Annotated in this window: 7 protein-coding genes; 1 reads left to right on the plus strand and 6 read right to left on the minus strand. The window is 73.4% G+C overall.

The genetic code is table 11. The features are described 5' to 3' along the window. Positions 1 to 105: 105 nt before the first annotated feature. Positions 106 to 3,138, plus strand: coding sequence for an amidohydrolase family protein (locus LX83_RS38310; RefSeq protein WP_253767268.1), 3,033 nt, complete (start codon positions 106 to 108; stop codon positions 3,136 to 3,138). Positions 3,139 to 3,256: 118 nt separating this feature from the next. On the opposite strand, the gene LX83_RS04310 is transcribed toward LX83_RS38310, so the two are convergent. From LX83_RS04310 to LX83_RS04335, 6 genes are all read right to left on the minus strand, one after another. Then, a complete protein-coding gene (locus tag LX83_RS04310; RefSeq protein ID WP_253767270.1) occupies positions 3,257 to 5,272 on the minus strand; it encodes a hypothetical protein in 2,016 nt (671 codons plus the stop codon). Between the two features lie 19 nt (positions 5,273 to 5,291). Further along, on the minus strand, positions 5,292 to 6,455 hold the full coding sequence (locus tag LX83_RS04315; RefSeq protein ID WP_253767272.1) for a VWA domain-containing protein: 1,164 nt from the start codon (positions 6,453 to 6,455) through the stop codon (positions 5,292 to 5,294). Then, complete coding sequence (locus LX83_RS04320; protein ID WP_253767274.1) at positions 6,452 to 8,755, minus strand: DUF5682 family protein; 2,304 nt, start codon at positions 8,753 to 8,755, stop codon at positions 6,452 to 6,454. The genes LX83_RS04315 and LX83_RS04320 overlap by 4 nt, the downstream gene beginning before the upstream one ends. Continuing rightward, positions 8,755 to 9,843 carry an ATP-binding protein gene (locus LX83_RS04325; protein ID WP_253767276.1) on the minus strand — a complete coding sequence of 363 codons (1,089 nt, stop codon included), beginning with the start codon at positions 9,841 to 9,843 and terminating at the stop codon, positions 8,755 to 8,757. The genes LX83_RS04320 and LX83_RS04325 overlap by 1 nt, the downstream gene beginning before the upstream one ends. Before the next feature lie 109 nt (positions 9,844 to 9,952). Then, complete coding sequence (locus tag LX83_RS04330) at positions 9,953 to 13,357, minus strand: DUF4132 domain-containing protein (protein ID WP_253767278.1); 3,405 nt, start codon at positions 13,355 to 13,357, stop codon at positions 9,953 to 9,955. 70 nt (positions 13,358 to 13,427) lie between these two features. Then, positions 13,428 to 16,895, minus strand: a complete 3,468-nt coding sequence (locus LX83_RS04335; RefSeq protein ID WP_253767280.1) for a DUF4132 domain-containing protein — start codon at positions 16,893 to 16,895, stop codon at positions 13,428 to 13,430. Positions 16,896 to 16,916 lie beyond the last annotated feature (21 nt).

Genomic DNA, 16,916 nt, shown 5'->3' on the forward strand with positions numbered 1-16,916 from the left:
CCAACGCGGGTGGGCCACCCTGTGGTTGAGGGCGAGAGGACGGTGTCCCGCGATGACGACCGCCACCGTGACCGACACATGACCGGGCGGTGCCGCTGGGCTGGGGTGACGACCGGGTTTGCCAGCTCGGCGGCCACGACCACGCTGGGGCCGGCCGCTGTCAACCGGCGGCACTTCCTCGCGGGCGTGGCGGTGGCGGCCGGGCTCGTCGGGCTCGGCGAGCCCGACGCACGTGCCGCGCGTTCGCGGGCGGGCGTGCCCGTCGCGGTGCGCCAGGGCACCAACATGGCCGCGCAGCTCTCCCCGGACGGGCAGACGATCGCGCTCGACCTGCTGGGCGTGCTGTGGCTGGTGCCAGCGGTGGGCGGGCAGGCGAAGCGACTCACCGGTGACCTGTTCGACATCGCCCAGCCCGTGTGGTCGCCGAAGGGGGACACCCTGGTGTTCCAGTCCTACCGCGAGGGCACCTTCGACCTCTGGGCGATCCGGGCCGACGGCACCGGTCCGCACCGGCTCACCAGCGGCCCGTACGACCACCGGGAACCGCACTTCTCGCCCGACGGCAGGAAGATCGCCTACTCCTCCGACGCCACGGGCGGCTACGGCATCCACGTGCTCGACGTCGCGACCGGCCAGCACACCCCGCTCACCACCACGCGGCAGGAGGAGTACGAGCCGGCGTGGTCACCCGACGGCACCAGGATCGCGTTCGTCACCGACGGCACCCGGATCGACGTCGTGACGGTCGTCGGCGGCTCCCGGGCGACCCTGGTCACCGCACCGGCCGGCGCGGCGCTGCACAGTCCGATGTGGACTCCTGACGGCGCGGACGTGCTGTACACCGAGGTTGTCGGCGGTTCGGTGCCGCACGTTGTCGAGAGCGTGCGGCTGATGCGGGGCGGCACACCGCTGGTCACCGGAGAGGACGTGTTCCCGTTCCGGGTTTCCTGGCACGGTGCCGACGAGTACCTCTACACCGCCGACGGGCAGTTGCGGTGGCGCCGGCTGGGTGGTGGCGCGGCGAGGACCGTCCCGTTCACCGCGACCGTCACCGTGGCCACCGGGCCGCCGCACGCCCGGCCGCGCGACTTCACGTCCACCGCCCCCAAACCCGTGCGCGGCATCGGGAGTCCGGTGCTGTCGCCGGACGGGCGGCACGTCGCGTTCCGCGCGCTCAACGACATCCACCTGCTGCCGGTCGGCGGCGGCACACCGCGCCCACTCACCAGGGACGGGTGGTGGAAGAGCGACCCGGCCTGGTCACCGGACGGCACCCGGCTCGCGTACTCGACCGATCGCGGTGGCACGCTCGACATCTGGGTGCGTGACCTGCGCACGGGCGAGGACCGGCAGCTGACCGACCTGCCGGATGTGGCGGCCGGCTCCGGCACGTGGTCGCCGGACGGGAGCCGGATCGCGTTCCTCGACCACACCGGTGCGCTGTACACGGTGGACCACCTCACCGGCGCCGTGCGGCAGGTGCACTCCGCGCTGTTCGAGCCCGGACGCCCGACCTGGTCGCCCGATGGCGAGGTCATCGCGCTGGCCGCACTGCGGCCGCACTCGACGAGGTTCCGCGAAGGTCTGAACCAGATCCTGCTCGTGAACGTGGCGACCGGTGCGACGCGCCACGTCGACCCGATGCCGGGTCGCTCGATCCAGACCCGAGGTGATGACGGTCCGGTGTGGTCACCCGACGGCGGGCGGATGGCGTTCGTCGTCGCGAACACGCTCTGGGTGGTCGACGTGCGTCCCGACGGGACGTTGGCTGGCGAGCCTCGGCAGATCACCAGCGAGGTCACTGACGCGCCGAGTTGGAGCGGTGACTCGCGCACCCTGCTGTACCTCAACAACGGCCGGCTCAGGCTGATCTCGGCCGAGGGTGGCAGTCCGCGGACCGTGCCGGTGAAGCTCGCGTGGACCAACGCCAGCAGCCGGGGGCGGGTTGTGGTGCGCGCGGGCCGGATGTGGGACGGCACGTCCCGAACGCTCAGCTCCGCAGTGGACATCGTGGTGGACGGTGGTCGGATCACCGGCGTTGAGCGGGCCGGCAGCGGACTCGACGGCGACGTCATCGACGCACGCGACGCGGTGGTGATCCCCGGCCTGATCGACATGCACAACCACCGCCAGATGCCGGGCCACGGCTACGGCGACCGACAGGGCCGGCTGTGGCTCGCGCTCGGGTTCACCACCACCCGGTCGCCGGGCGACCCCGCCTACCACATGGTGGAGGAGCGGGAGTCGGTCCAGTCCGGCGCGCGCGTGGGCCCGCGCTACTTCGCCACCGGCGAGCCGATCGACGGTTCGCGGACCTACTACGGCTTCACCCGCCCCACCTTCGCCGACACCCAACTGGAACTGGAGCTGGAGCGGGCGGAGGAACTGGACTACGACCTGGTGAAGGCATACGTCCGGCTGAGTCCGGAGCGCCAGCGCCGGGTGATCGTGTGGGCGCACGCGCACGGCATCCCGGCGACGTCGCACTACCACTACCCGGCGTTGGCCTTCGGTGGTGACGGCATGGAGCACATGGGCGCGACCAACCGGCTCGGCTACTCACGCACGATCTCGTTGTTGGGCGCCGGCTACGACGACGTGGTGAGCCTGTTCGTCCACAGTGGTGCGGCCCGCACGCCAACGCTGTTCAACGCCGTGGCGCTGTTCCGCGACGACGACAGCCTGGCCACCGACCGTCGCGTGCGGACGCTGTACCCGCCGTGGGAGTACGCGTCCCTGCGCCGCTCGGTGCGCACGGCGAAGACGACGGACCAGACGGCACGACTGCGCGACCTCGCCAGCCAGGTGGCGCAGGCGGCCGCCATCCACCGCGCCGGTGGCACCATCGTGACCGGTACGGACGCGCCGATCGACCACATGGCGGTGAGCGCGCACATGAACCTGCGCGCCATGGTCGCCCACGGGTTCACACCCCACGCGGCGCTCACCACCGCCACCAGCACCGCCGCCGATGTCCTCGGGGAGCCGCTGGGCCGGATCGCCCCGGGCTGCTACGCCGACCTCGTTGTGCTGGGCGCGGACCCGCTCACCGACATCAGGGCGGCGGCCGACGTCCGCCAGGTGCTCGTGGCTGGGCGTGCCCACACCGTTGACGAGTTGCTCGCCCCGTTCGAGTAGCCAACCCTGGCGTCGAGCCACCTCATCCTGCCGCGCCACCGGGCCGGAACCGCGGTCAGCCGGATCACGGCGTCAACCACCGCCCACCGGCGAGGACCACCGACTCCCGGCCACCGGGTCACCGGCTCTCGGCCGTGACCTGCAACCGGAGTTGGGCGTTGAGCCAGGGGGTCACCGCCCGCTCGGGTGTTGGCGTGGCGGCGGCGAACTCGCGCAGGGCCTCGCCGGCCTTGGTCAAACCCACCCGGTGCAGGGTGCTGGCCGCCTCGGTGCCGCGCTCGGCGAAGGTGGCGGGGAGGTGGCGCAGGCCGCGGTGCGCTGCCTCGGCGAGCAGGGCCAGTGCCGCGTCGATCGCGTCGGTCAGCGGGTCGGTCGCCGGGTCGGCGGCCAGCTCCAGCCCGGTGCTGCCGTCACCGGGGGCGAAGTCGGGCACGATCACGGCTGTCCCGGCGACCACGGCGACCGGGTCGATCACCAGGCGGCCACGCGTGCGCCGCAGGGTGCCGCTGACGAACCTGGGGCGGCCCAGCTCCCCGCGCAGCGCGCGCTCCAGCGAGTCGAGCGCACCGGGACAGGCCGACCGGTAGGACGCCGACACCGTGGCCGACTGTCCTCGCGCGTCGAGGATCTCCGCGTCCAGGCGTTGCGCGCCCGGGTGGTAGCCCACCGACCGCACCTCGCTGATCTCGACCGCCCGCACGAACTCCGCTTCGACGCGGGGCCGGATCACGCGTGGCGGCAGACCGCGCATGGCGGTGTGCGCCGCGGCGAAGTCCCGCACCAGCAGGGTGTCCGGGAGGTCCGCCCAGTTCCCGTCCGAGGGCAGGATGCTGGTCTTGGCGACCCGGTTGGAGGCGATCCGCACGGCTCGGCTCGCGGTGCGGACGGCCGACTCGGTCACCACGTTGCCGATGGCCAGCCTGCCCAGGGTGGTGCCGCTGACCCGGCGGGCGGCCAGGTCGTGCCCGGTCGGCGCCGCGTCCACACCGGACTCCCACGTCCGGCGCAGCACCAGCACCACGCCGGTGTCCGCGTGCGCGAGGAACACCTCCGCCGTGCGCTCCCCGTCCACCCCGCTGACCCGGCAGCCGAGCCCGACGAGCCGGACCCGCCGCAGTGGTGTCTCGGCCGACTCCTCCGTGCCCAGCACCAGGGTGCGTGGGCTGGCCGCGTTGTTGCGCACGGCGCGGTGCCGCGCGTGCAGTTCGCCGATCAGCTCAGCCACCCGCTCCGGGTGGTGTCGGGCGCTGCGCGCGCGGTAGGAGTTGAGCTGGTCGGTCAGGTCGTCCAGCGCGGCCACCGGCCAGCGCAGGTTGCGCCCGTCCAGGTCCCGGCGCACGCGCGCCAGGGTGGCGGCCAGGCCGGTACCGGCCTGCGCCGCGCCGTCCAGCAGCAGCTCGGTGACCAGCCCCAGTGCTGGTTCGATGCCGGACCCGGTGCCCTGCTCGGTCTGGCCACCCACGTTGAGCCGCAGCTCGTCGGCGTCGGGGTCGCGCTGGTCGGCTTCCCGGCAGGCCCAGACCGCCAGCGCGACCACGTCATCCCGGCTGCCGGGTGCGGCGTCGGTGTGCACGAAGCCCAGCTGGTGGGGAACCAGAAAGCGCACCGCGCACGAGGCCAGCTCCACGACGGGCACCGGACTGCTGGCCGTGGGCCGGCGCACGGTGGCGGCATAGCCCGCGCGCAACGTCCGCCGCGCCGAGGCGAGCGCCCTGCTGCCCAACTGGGCTTCCAGCGCGGCATCGTCGAACTCACCCGGCGACCACCGGGTGACCGGTTCCGCCGCGACCGGTGCGGTGGCCGACGCCGACTCGCCGCCAACGGCGTTCGCCGACTCGCCGCCCTCGGCGCTGGTGGTGGCGACCTGGCGCTGGTAGGCGAACACCAACGCGATGCGGTGCCGGCACACGCCCGGCGCGCCGCAGGAGCAGGAGGCCGCGTCCAGGCCGGCGCCCACGGGAAGCGCGGTCCGCACCCCGTCGGGGAACCGGCCCAGCACGGTGCCGTCGGCCTCGACCGCCACCTCCGGGCCGTTGCCGCTGTCGAGTTCCTTGGTGGCGCGCTTGACCAGCCCCCGGTTGGCCAGGGCGATCAGCGCCTCCGGGGTGAGGGCGATCAGGTCGTCGCGAGTCATGGCTGTCTCCACGGTCACCTCACCCCGCCGCGCACTCGGCGACGAACTCGGCCAGCTGTCCAGGGGTCATCGCACCCATCCGCGCGCCCACGTCGGCGAGCCGTTGCGCCAGCTCCCGGTCGAAGTCGGGGTTGGCCTCCTCGTCCAGCGCGGCCAAGCCGAGCACGCGCGTGCCCTGCTCCACCAGCTGGCGCACCCCGCGCACCAGCGCCGACTCACTGCCACCCTCGTAGAAGTCGCTGATCACCGCGAAGATCGTGCGGCGGGGGTTCTCCACGAGCTGCGCGCCGTAGGCCACCGCCCTGGCGATGTCGGTGCCGCCGCCGAGCTGGACCTTGAGCAGCAGCTCCACCGGGTCGGTGACGTCCGAGGTGAGGTCGACGACCTCGGTGTCGAACGCGATCAGGTGCGTCTTGACGCCGGGCAGCCCCCACAGGCACGCGGCGGTGACCGCGGCGTGGATGACCGAGCTGACCATCGACCCCGACTGGTCGACCAGCAGGATGACCTGCCACTGGTCGATGTGCCGGCGGGTGCGGGAGAAGAAGTGCGCTGTCTCCAGGTACAGCCGCCGCTCGTCCGGCCGGTAGTGCCCCAGGTTCGCCCGGATGGTGCGGCGGAAGTCGAAGTTGCGGGCCACCCGGAACTGGCTGGGCCGCCGCGCCCTGGTCCCGTGGAACACCTGACGCACCTCCGTGGCCAGGCGCTCCACCAGTTCCCGCACGACGGCCTCGACAATGCGCCGGGCCAGCCGCAGCACCTCGGGATTCATCAGGTGCTTGGTGCGCAGCACCGCGCGCAGCAGGGCCGGGTTCGGCTCGACGCGCTCCAGCACGGCCGGGTCGGTGACCACGTCGTGGATCTCGTAGCGCTCGACCGCGTCCCGCTCCAGCCGCTCGATCGTCTCCTTGGGGAACAGCCGGTGGATGTTGTCCAGCCAGTCCACCGTGGTCAGCACGGAGGGGCCGGCGCCACCCTGCCGGTCGCCACCGCGCCGCACCTCCCGCTGGTCCCACTCCTCGTCGCGGCCGTAGAGCCAGTCCAGGGCGGCGTCCTGGCCGGCGGCGGACTCGCCGAGCCCCTGACCGCCCAGGCAGGCACTGCCCGCGGCGCCGAGCACCAGCCGCCACCGCTCCAGCGCCAGCCGATCCGCCTCGGGGGTCGTCCCCGCACCGTCCGTCATGCCGACTTCTCCACGTCGATCAGGCCTTCCCCGGCCAGCAGTTCGTCAACCCGTGCCTCCAGTTCCGCGGCCTGCGCCAGCAGTTCCGGTGCGACGCTGACCCGCAGCAGGTCCCGCGCTGACGCCCGCACTCCCCGGCGGTCCAGCAGCCGGCGCGCGATGGTCTCGCGTTCCCTCGGCGGGAAGAACCCGAACGCCTGGCGCAGCGCGGGCAGCGCCACCAGGAAGTCGTGCTCGGTCATGGTGCTGATGGTCTCGTCCAGCACGGCGAGCAGGGTCGGCCCAGCCGGGTCGCCGGCCTCGCCGTCCCCGGCCAACAGCGTCTCCCTGGCCAGCGCGAACAACCCGGTGAGCCAGTCGCCCAGCACCTCCGGCCTGGCCGCGCCACGCGCCGCGGCGCTCGGCTCGCCGGCCACCCCCAGCGACAGCGCGAACCCGAGCGCGGCGCCCCGCAGATCGGGCGGCACGGTCTGGTCCACGGCCAGCCGGTGGGCCAGGGCCAGTGGGGCCTCGCGGTCGAGGCCGAGTTCCTGACCGGCGTGCAGCAGCGCGTCCCGGACCGCGGCCAGCGCGCTCACCCGGCCGAGGTTGGCCGGGGCGGGGCCACCGTGGATGCCCTCGGCGAGCCAGAGCACGCGGGTGGTCGCCGAGGTGATCAGGGCACCCAGGGTCGGGCTGTGCGCGCTGCCGAGCAGCCGGTCGTGCCGCCACAGGCCCAGGACGGTGGCCAGGGCTTGGCCCAGCGGGCCGAGTTCGCTGGCCCTGCCCACGCAGCGGGCGATCGCGTCCCGCACCTTCTCCGACAGGTCGGGCAGCCCGCACAGGGCCGCGTCGAACAGCACCGCCGCCAGCGCGCCGATGTCGCCGTCGTTGCCGGTGACCCGCTCGTCCAGCGCGGCGAGGGCGGCGTCGACCAGGGTGGCGCCGTACGCGCCCGCCTCGATCAACGCGGACAGCCGGTCCGCGTCGGGGCTGAGCTGCCAGCGCTCGTCCAGCAGGGGCGCGCCACCGAGATCGGGCCCGCTGTCCCGCCGCACGCCGGGAATGCCGAGCACGCGCAGCCGGTGCAGCACCTGGCTGCGGGCCAGATCGGGCTCGGCGGTCAGTTCCAGCTGGAGCGGGCCGGTCACGTCCAGCCGGTGCCGCTCCAGTTCGGCGGTGACGTCGTGCACCAGCGGGGGCAGCGGGCTGTCCGGGTGCAGCCGGCCCACCTGGTCACCGCTGAGCGCCGCCACCATCTCGACCACCACCGGCTCGGTGCCCGTGGCCAGGTGGCCCCGGGTGGTCCAGGGCAGCGGCGTGTCCAGCGCGTTGCTGACCAGCGCGGCCACCAGCCCGTCCAGCACGTCGGTGCGGGCGGGGTGGCGGTGCCCGCGCAGCCGGGCCAGGCCACCGGCCGTGGCCCTGGCCGCGATCAGGTCCGCTGTGGACACCACCTGCTTGCGGTTCCGCAGCCGCGCCACCACCGACTCGACCAGCCCGCTGGCCGCCTTCTCCAGTCCGTCCTGCCAGACCCGCTGGTAGTAGCCGGGGGAGGGCATGCCGGACTGGTAGCCGTCGAACGCGTCGAGCCGCTTGAACGAGTAGGGCACCAGGTAGCTGCCGCCGAGTGCGCCGTCGGGCAGCGCGGGCAGCGCCGGCCAGTCCACTGTGGAAGCCGGGTCGGCGGCGAGCCGGACCAGCGCCGGCCGGTGGAACCCGCCGGTGACCACGACCACCGGCCGGTCGCCGGCCTGCGCCACGGCCGCGCGCACCCACTCGGCCATGTACGCCTCACGGGCCCGGTCGTTCTCGTCGGCGTCGGCCTCGCCCCGGATCAGGTCGAAGTACGCGGCCAGCCGCTCGGCCAGCCCGTCGTCATCGGGAACCTCGAACAGGTGGTCCCACAGGGTGTCCACGTTGTCCACCGCGAACGTCCGGCACAACCGGTCGATCGCGTCGGCGTAGCGCTGCTCCGCGTCGGCGTAGCGGTTGCTCCGGTCCGCCAGCGCGGAGTGCCACGCGGGCAGGTCGATGAACTTCACCTCGGCACCCACCTGCTGGGCGGCGGTGAGCGCGACCCACTCCGGCGAGTACGCGCACAGCGGTGACCACGCCGCGTTGGCCCGCTTGCCGTCGCGGTAGTAGCTGAAGATGGCGATCGGCAGTTCGTGGCCCAGCAGCAGTTCGTTGACGCGCCCGTTGAAGTCCGCCGGCCCCTCGACCAGCACGTAGGCCGGACGCTGCGCGGCGATGGTCGCCGCGACCAACCGGGCACACGCCGGACTGTGGTGGCGGACGCCGACGAAGGTCGCGGGCATCAGCCGGGCAGGGCGTGTCGGGCGGCGTGGAAGGCACGCCACTGCGGACCCTTCTTCTTGGGCACCTGCTGCTCCAGGTACCGCCGCACCCGGGCCAGGTCCTCGGCGTTGTCCTTGGCCGCGGTGCCGGCCAGGCACTCCACGATGTCCGCCGGTGTGCCGGCCTCACCCCGCAGGAACCAGCCGCGCAGGCCCACCGCGTGCGCGACCGAGACCGCCTCGGCCGTGCTCATCACCGTGGACAGCCGGTCCATGGTCGCGCCGTGCTCGGTCACCCCGGAGCGCAGCTCGCGGAACGTGGTGACCAGCACTTCGAGCACGTCCCGGCTGGGCGGTGTGGTGACGCCCGAGCGGGCGAGCAACGCCGAGGCCTCGGACTCGACCAGGTCGAGTTCGATGGTGAAGTCGCTGATCGGGAACACCGTCTCGAAGTTGAACCGCCGCTTGAGCGCCGCGCTCATCTCGTTGACGCCCCGGTCCCGGGTGTTGGCGGTGGCGATCACGTTGAAGCCCTCCCGGGCGAAGACCATGCTCTCCGCCCCGGTCAGCTCGGGCACGGCCAGCACCCGGTCGGACAGCAGCGACAGCATGGAGTCCTGGACCTCCAGCGGGCAGCGGGTGATCTCCTCGAACCTGACCACCTTGCCCTCGGCCATGCCGCGCAGCATGGGCGCGGGAACCAGCGAGCGGGTGGACGGCCCCTCGGCCACCAGCAGCGCGTAGTTCCACGAGTACTTAATCTGGTCCTCGGTGGTGGCCGCGCCGCCCTGGATGGTGAGGGTGGAGTCGCCGCTGATCGCGGTGGCCAGCAGTTCGGACAGCAACGACTTGGCCGTGCCGGGCTCACCCACGAGCATCAGCCCCCGACTGGTCGCCAGGGTCACCAGGGCCCGGTCGATCAGGGACGGGTCGCCCACGAACTTGCGGCTGATGTCCGCCTTCTGGTCGCCGATGATGAACCGGCGCGCGGCGTCCAGGCTGAGCTGCCAGCCGGGCGGGCGGGCGCCCGTGTCGGTCTCGCGCAGCCGCGCCAGCTCGTCGGCGAAGCGGATCTCCGCCGGCGGTCGTTGTAGCTTGTGGTCGGTCACGGTCGCTCCCGCGTCGTGTCGTGGTCATCGCGCCAGCCGGGGTGGCGCCGGCTGATCGTGCTTGATCGTGCCTGTGCTTGATCGTGCCTGTGCTGGTTTCCGCGCGCGGTCAGTTCGACCACGCGGTGAGGTGGACGAGGTCGCGCAGCACCTCGGCGGCGACCACCGGGCTGAGCGAACCGAATGTGCCCCCGCCGGCGAGGTGGACGCTGACCAGCCGCTGCTCCGGTGTCCGCGCCAACTCACCCAGCAGCACCCCCGGGTCCAGGTTGAGCACCACGGTGTGCCCGCCGGGCAGCTCGCGCTCGATCCAGGACCAGGGCCGCTGGAACTCCGCGTCTTCCTTCTGCCAGCCGCGGTGTTCCAGCCCCAGCACCCGGGTGGTGCGCACGGTGCGGCCCTCGAAGCGGGTGAGGCTGGTCGCGGTCCTCTCCTCGGCGGTGAGCTGGTGCGTCTCGCGGTCGAGCTGCGCGAAGGGCTGCAGGATCTCGTAGTCGGCGAACACCTCGGCCCAGGCGGTCAGCTCCGCGCCCAGGTGCAGCGGGTGGGCGATACCGACGAGGTCGTCGTCACCGAGGTGCACGGTGGTGTCCTCGACGTCGGCGAACGTGCGGTCCTCGGCGACGCGGAAGGCCCGCCCCGGTTGGCCGTCCCCGTCGTAGCGGATCCAGACCAGGCGCCGCACCAGATGCCGGAGCAGCGGGTGCGCCACGAGCAGCGTGCGGAAGTCAGCCACCGACCAGCGGCGCTCCGCGATCATGGCGTGTTCGAACCGGCGCAGCTGTTCCTTGACCAGTTTCCTGGCCGCCTTCTTCAGCTCGGTGAACCGGGCGTGGGCCGCCGGTGCGAGTTCGGCGTCGTCGCGGGCGCCCGGCTTGGGCAGGCTCTTGCGGGGCTGACCGTTCTCGTCGGTGACGTACGGGTTGAGCTGTTCGTCGAAGCCGACCACGAACCGGCGCGGCCCGTAGTCGAGCAGCAGGCTGCCGTCGGCGTCCAGCCCGAGGTCGGGCACCAACCGGTCGGCGAGCTGCTCAACGGTCAGGCCCAGCCCGGCGGCGACCTGGGTGATGCGCTGCTGTGCCCGCTCGCGCACCTCGGCGATCGTGTCCCGGCGCTCGGCGACCGCGTGCAGCGTCCGCAGCGCGGTCTCGGTGCCGATCGCGGCGAGCGCGTCCAGGGCGCGCAGGGTGCGGGCGTGGCTGATCAGCCCCTTCCAGGACAGCAGCCGGGCGGCCGTGTCGTCGTCGCCCAGCCAGCCCTGGGCGTCCAGCACCCAGCTGTCCTTGACCGGCATGCCACCGCTGTACCAGGCGTCGAGCAGCGCCCAGCCGAACTCGGCCAGTGACCGCGGGTCGCAGACGTCCTTGACGATCGGCACACCGGCGTAGACCTCGCCGGGCCGGGACAGGGCCAGCATGGTGCACAGGTGCTCGACCGACGTGGCGGGCAGTGCGTGGGCGCGGTCGCGCAGCAGGATCTGCGGCAGCAGCACCACCTCCAGCCAGCTGGGCGGCGCGGGCAGCCGAGCCGGCAGCGCGTGCAGGGGATCGGCGTTGAGCAGGGCGTCGACCGCGTCGACCACCTCGGGCCCGTAACCGCGTGCCACGTCGCGCACCGTCTCGGGGGCGGTCGACGCGACGGCGTGCAGCACCCGTTCCGCGGCGGTGCGGCGTTTGCCCGGCTTGCCGAGCGCGGCGGGGATCAGGCCGAGCGCCGCGGCGCGCGGATGCCGCTCGAACCAGGCCAGGGCCACCTCGCGAACGGTCTTGAGCCGGTCGTACCAGTCGGCCATGAGCGTGGCGATCTCGGCGCTGGCGAACGGCATCAGCAGTTGGGCGTGCTCGCGGGGGTTGGCGCGGGCGATGCGCAGGATCACGGGCAACGCGTCGAGTTCGTACCGGCCGGCGAGGGCGCGCGCGACGGCCCCGGCGTCCCAGCCGTCTTCCAGCTCCCAGCTGGACAGCAGCGGTCGGACGATCTCCTCCGGTGCCTGGAGGAAGAAGGGGTCCGGCCAGGAGAGCGCGCCAGCGGTGTAGCTCTTCGCCAGCGCGGTCCAGTCGCGGTCGCCCCACTGGGCGGGCCGGTTGAGGTAGTGCTGGGGCGCCCGGTCCGCCCACTCCTGTTGTTCGCCAGGCCGCCACCTGACACTGGCTTCGCTCGGCGCGACCAGCCCGGCGCGCACCGCCTTCTTGGCGGCACCCGCCTTGGCTGTCCACGGTGGACTGACCAGGACCGGCGGCAGCAGCGCCGCGGGTGCCTCCGGCGCGGTGGCGACGGCGGCGCGCACCGACTCGACCGTCGCGCGCAGCTCGTCGGGCAGGGTGGGCAGGACCGCGGCGACCAGGTCCGGGTGGCGCAGCACGTGGCCGCGCAGGAGTTCGGCGGCCCGCTCCACCGCGTCGTCCGCCCCGGCCGACCGGGCGGCGACCCTGGCCGCGAGCAGCCGCAGTCCGCGCATGGGAAACCGCGTCAGCGCGTCGAGCTGGGCCTGCCGCACCTCGCCGTGCCAGGACCGGTCCAACAGCAGTTCGAACGCGGCGTCGGTGGGGGTCGCCTTGAGCAGGGCGAGCACGGGTTTCTGCACCGTGCTGCGGAAGGCCTTCCACCCCAGCCAGGAGATGACGAAGGTGATGTCCGATCCGATGGCGTCGGTGATCGTCGGCAGCGCTTCCCGGCACTCCAGCAGGGCTCGTGGCAGGAACTCCGAGACCCACCACGGATCGAGGTGGCTCACGATCACGTCGAGCTGGTCGAGCGAGCTGACCGAGCACACCAGCAGTTCCAGCGCGTGGCGGTCCACCTGGGACGGGACCGCGCAGCTCTCCGTCACCCAGTCGACGCACGTCGGCACCAGGAACGACACAGCCAGTTGGTGCAGCTGGGTCCGGGTCCGACGGTCCGCGAGCGCGTCCACCGCGGCCCGGTAGTCCGCGTCGCCGACCACCGCCAGCACGGCGCGCATCCGGGCCAGACCGACGCGGGCGAACTCGGACAACCCCAGGTGCTCGATGGAGGTCCAGCGGTACATGTGCTTGCCGGATCCGGTGCTCAGGGTGGCGAGGTCGACCACCGCCCGTGCCGCGAACACCACACCGTGCTCGACGATCCACGCGTCGACGAAGGACCGCAGCGCGTCGCGGTGCGTCGACCGGGTGGCACGCACCGCGGCCAGCAGCACCGCTGCCGCGCCCAGCGGCGGAACGCCGTCCACCGCGGTCGAGGTGGAGTCCACGTGGTCGAGGTAGCCGCGCGCCGCGGCGGCCACCACCTCGTCGGTGTCCGGGTGCGCCACGATCTCGTCGACGCCGGCACGCACGGCGTTGATCTGCTCGCGCAACTGGTTGGCGGCGTCCGGATCGAGGACGACACTCGGCTCCACTCTGCCGCCCCGGCGCGGGTGCACCCTGTCCACCAGGGTTTGCGGCAGGACGAACCTGTCCTCGTCGGGCAGTTCGACCACGGGGGTGCCTGGCGCCGCTCCGGCGGTCGTCGAGGCCGAGTCGGTTGCGTGCATCTGTCGTCATCGTTCCTGGTCGGGGGTGTTGGTCGACACCCTAGACCGGCCCACTGACAATTGTGGACGGTCAGCCGACCAGCTCGGTGAGATCCCGCAACACCTCCGAGGCGACAACCGGGTCGAGCGCCCCGAAGGCCAGGTTGTTCGCGGCGTGGGGAGTGGCCCAGGCGATTCGCGAGTGGCTGCTGAGCCAGACGTGCCGGATGGTCTGGCTGGGCTCCTGGAGCGGATCGTCGACGACAACGCCCGGATCGAGAGCGACCACCACGCTGCGGTTGCCCGGCGTCCGCAGGTGGACCAACTCCTGCACGCCGTCCTCCGCCGCACCGCGCGCCCAGCCTCGGCGCTCCAGCCCCAGGACCGCGGTGGTGGGCGCGGTGACCCCCACGAACCTGTCCAGGGTCAACGAGTCCCGCTCCTCGGCGGTGAGCCGGTGGACGTCCCGGCCGAGCTGGGCGAAGGGCTGCACGATCGCGTAGTCGCCGAACACCGCCGCCCACGCCGTGAGGTCCGCGCCGAGCAGCACCGGGTGGGGGATGCCGACCACGTCGTGCGCGTCGAGGTGCACGGTGTTGTCGTGGACGTCGGCGAAGGTGCGGTCCTCGGCGACCCGGAAGGCACGCGGCGGACCGGCCCCGTGCTGGCTGGTCCACACCAGACGCCGAGCGAGGTGCCACAACAGCGGGTGGCGCACGAACAGGGTGTGGAACTCGGCCGATGTCCAGCGCCGCTGGGTGATCATGGCGGCTTCCAGCCGGCGGACCTGGTCGGCGACCACGGCGCGCGCGTTCTTCTTCAGCGCGGCGAACCGCGTGCGCGCGGCCGGTGCGAGGTCCTGGTCGTCGCGGGCACCTGGTTCGGGCAGGTCGCTGTGGCGGGCGCCGGTGTGGTCGAGGACGTGGGGCCTGAGGTGCTCGTCGAAGCCGACGGTGAACTGACGTGGACCGTAGTCGAGGACGAGGCCGCCGTCGGGGTCCAGACCGAGATCGGGCACCAGGCGGTCGGCCAACTGCTCGGCGGTCAGGCCGAGGCTGGTGGCGATGTCGGTGATCCTGCGCCGGGCCTGTTCGCGCAGGCCCGCGAACCTGACGTGCTGGGCGATGTTGTGCAGGTGGGTGAGTGCCGTGTCGGTGCCGATGCCGACGAGCACGTCGAGCGCGGCGACCGCGCGGGCGTGCCCACCGTCGCCGGGCCAGGCGCGGATCAGCGGGGTGAGCCGGCGGACGGTCTCGTCGTCGCCGAGCCAGCCCAGCGCGGTGAGCGCCCAGCCGTCCTTGGCCGGGGCGCCGGCGAGCCGCCAGTCCTGGAACAGCGCCCACCCGAACTCGGCCAACGACTCAGCCGTGCACGCCTGGCGGAGCAACGGGATTCCGGCGTACACCGCACCGGGTTCGGACATGGCGAGCATGGTGCACAGGTGCGCCAAGGCGGTCTGGGGCAGGGCGCCTCGGCCGTCCGCGAGCAGCACCCTGGGCAGTGCGGTGGGGTCGAGCCAGTCCGGCAGTGCGGGAATCCGCGACGGCAGGATGTGCAGCGGATCGCTGTCCAGCAGGGCGTCGACCGCGTTGGCGGCCGCGCCGCCGTAGTGCTGTGCGGCCGCGCGCACGTCCGCGTCGTGGCCGGCCGCCGCGATGGCCAGCAGCGCGCTCTCGGCTGCCCTGCGCCGCTGCCCCGGGCCGCCGACGGCGGTGGGGACCAGCCCCTGGGCGGCGGCGCCGGGGTGTCGGTGCAACCAGGCCAGTGCGAGGTGGCGAGCGGACTTGAGCCGGACCAGCCAGTCGGCCATCAGGGTGGCGACCTCCGCGCTGGTGAACGGCATCAGCAGAGCACCGAGGCGACTGGGACTGGTCCGCGCCGCACGCAGCAGCGCGGGCAGCGCGGCGGTGCCGAAACGCGCGGCGACCGGCCGCAGTTCGGCCGGGGCGGACAGCTCGTCCGGGTGCCACGTGCCGAGCAGTGGACGTGCTGTCTCGTCCGGGGCGTTGAGGAAGAACTCGACGTCGGCGGAGTCCGGCTGAGCCTGGATCCGCGTGGCGAGCGCGTCCCAGCCGGGGGTGTTCGCGGCTGACCAGGTCGACAGCCAGGGCGGTACCTCCGCCCACGACTCCTGTTCGCCCGCCGCCCACCGGACACCGGGCTCGGCCGACGCGACCAGGCCCGGCACCACCACCGGCGGGACGGCGCGGCGGCGGACACGCCACGGCGGAGCGACCAGCACGGCCGGAAGCGCCTCCGCCGGCGCGTCCTCGACCGCCGCTGCCGCCACGACCTGCTCGACCAGGGCCCGCGGTGCGGCAGCCAGCGCGGGGCGGGCCGCCGCCACCACCTCCTGGTGCTTCACCACGTGAACGCGGAGCAGATGGGCCGCGGTGAGCGCGTTGACCGACCTGGCCGGGGTCGTGACCGAGGCCGCGGCCGCGAGCACGCGCAGCCCGCGAACGGGAAACCTCTCCAGCGACTCGACCACCGCCGGCCGCGCGCACCTGTCCTCCAGCCGGTCACCCAGCAGCCCCAGTGCCTCGTCCGTGGGCAGCACGGCGAGCACCCGGAACGCGCGCGTTCGGACGGCGTCGCTGAGGTGCGGCGCGTCCAGCCACCGGGCGATCCTTCCGGCGACGGCCGGCCCGATCCCGTCGACCAGGGTGGGCAGCAGGTCCTCGCGTTCCAGCAGCCGGCCCGGGGCGACGCGCTCGGTGAGCTGGTCGAGTTGGTCGACCGAGCTGACCGCGTACACCAGGATCTCGGCTGCCTGGGGGCTGACCTCCGCGACATCGGCACAGGCCCGTGCCACCCACTCGGTCTGGGTGGGCAGCAGGTACGGCAGCACCAGCCGCTGCACCGGCGATCCACCGAGGTGGGCGGCCAGCGCGTCGACGACCGCCCGGTAGTCCTGGTCGGTGGCGCCAGCCAGGTGCCGACGCAGCTCCCGCGCGATGGCGTAGCCGCCGACCCCGTACAGCAGCAGGGTGTCGTCCACCGGGTCAGCACCCTGCCGCCGCAGGCTGTGCACGGTCCGGAAGACATCGGCGTCCACGGTCAGGCCGACGAGTTCGACGAGCGCGCGAGCCGCGAACACCAGACCGTGTTCGCTGATCCACAGTTCGGCGAACGACGCCATCCGCACGCCCGGCAGCAGGTGCGCCGCGGCGCAGGCCACCGCGGCGGCGCCGAGCGGGCTGGGCTCGGCGTGCTCCGCCTCGGCGTGGCCGCTGTCGTTGAGGTGGGCCTGGCCGGCGCTGTTCACCAGCGGGTCGTTCGCGTCCAGGCTCAACACCGGGACGAGTTCGTCCCGGATCCCGGCCAGCCGCTGCGCCAGCTTGGCCACGGCTCGATCGCGCACCCGCACCGGACCCGCGGTCAGGCCGCCCCGCCTCGGGTGGACCAACCGGTGCCACTCGGCCGGAACGGCGAGGACGCTCTCGGCAGCCGGTTCCTCCACGGTGGACACCGAACCGGGCGCCGACGCGCTCGCGCCGGCCGCTGCCACTCGGTTGGCCACCTGGTCGGCCACGTCCGACACATGTCGCGTCTGCATCTGTCGTTGCTCGCTCGGGCG

Source organism: Goodfellowiella coeruleoviolacea (assembly GCF_024171785.1).
GTDB classification, from domain to species: Bacteria; Actinomycetota; Actinomycetes; order Mycobacteriales; family Pseudonocardiaceae; genus Goodfellowiella; species Goodfellowiella coeruleoviolacea.

What these genes read in the sequence shown, in the direction of transcription:
- LX83_RS04310 (WP_253767270.1), bottom strand. Translation starts at nt 5,272, where the DNA reads ATGACTCGCGACGACCTGATCGCCCTCACCCCGGAGGCGCTGATCGCC.
- LX83_RS04315 (WP_253767272.1), bottom strand. Translation starts at nt 6,455, where the DNA reads ATGACGGACGGTGCGGGGACGACCCCCGAGGCGGATCGGCTGGCGCTG.
- LX83_RS04320 (WP_253767274.1), bottom strand. Translation starts at nt 8,755, where the DNA reads ATGCCCGCGACCTTCGTCGGCGTCCGCCACCACAGTCCGGCGTGTGCC.
- LX83_RS04330 (WP_253767278.1), bottom strand. Translation starts at nt 13,357, where the DNA reads ATGCACGCAACCGACTCGGCCTCGACGACCGCCGGAGCGGCGCCAGGC.
- LX83_RS04335 (WP_253767280.1), bottom strand. Translation starts at nt 16,895, where the DNA reads ATGCAGACGCGACATGTGTCGGACGTGGCCGACCAGGTGGCCAACCGA.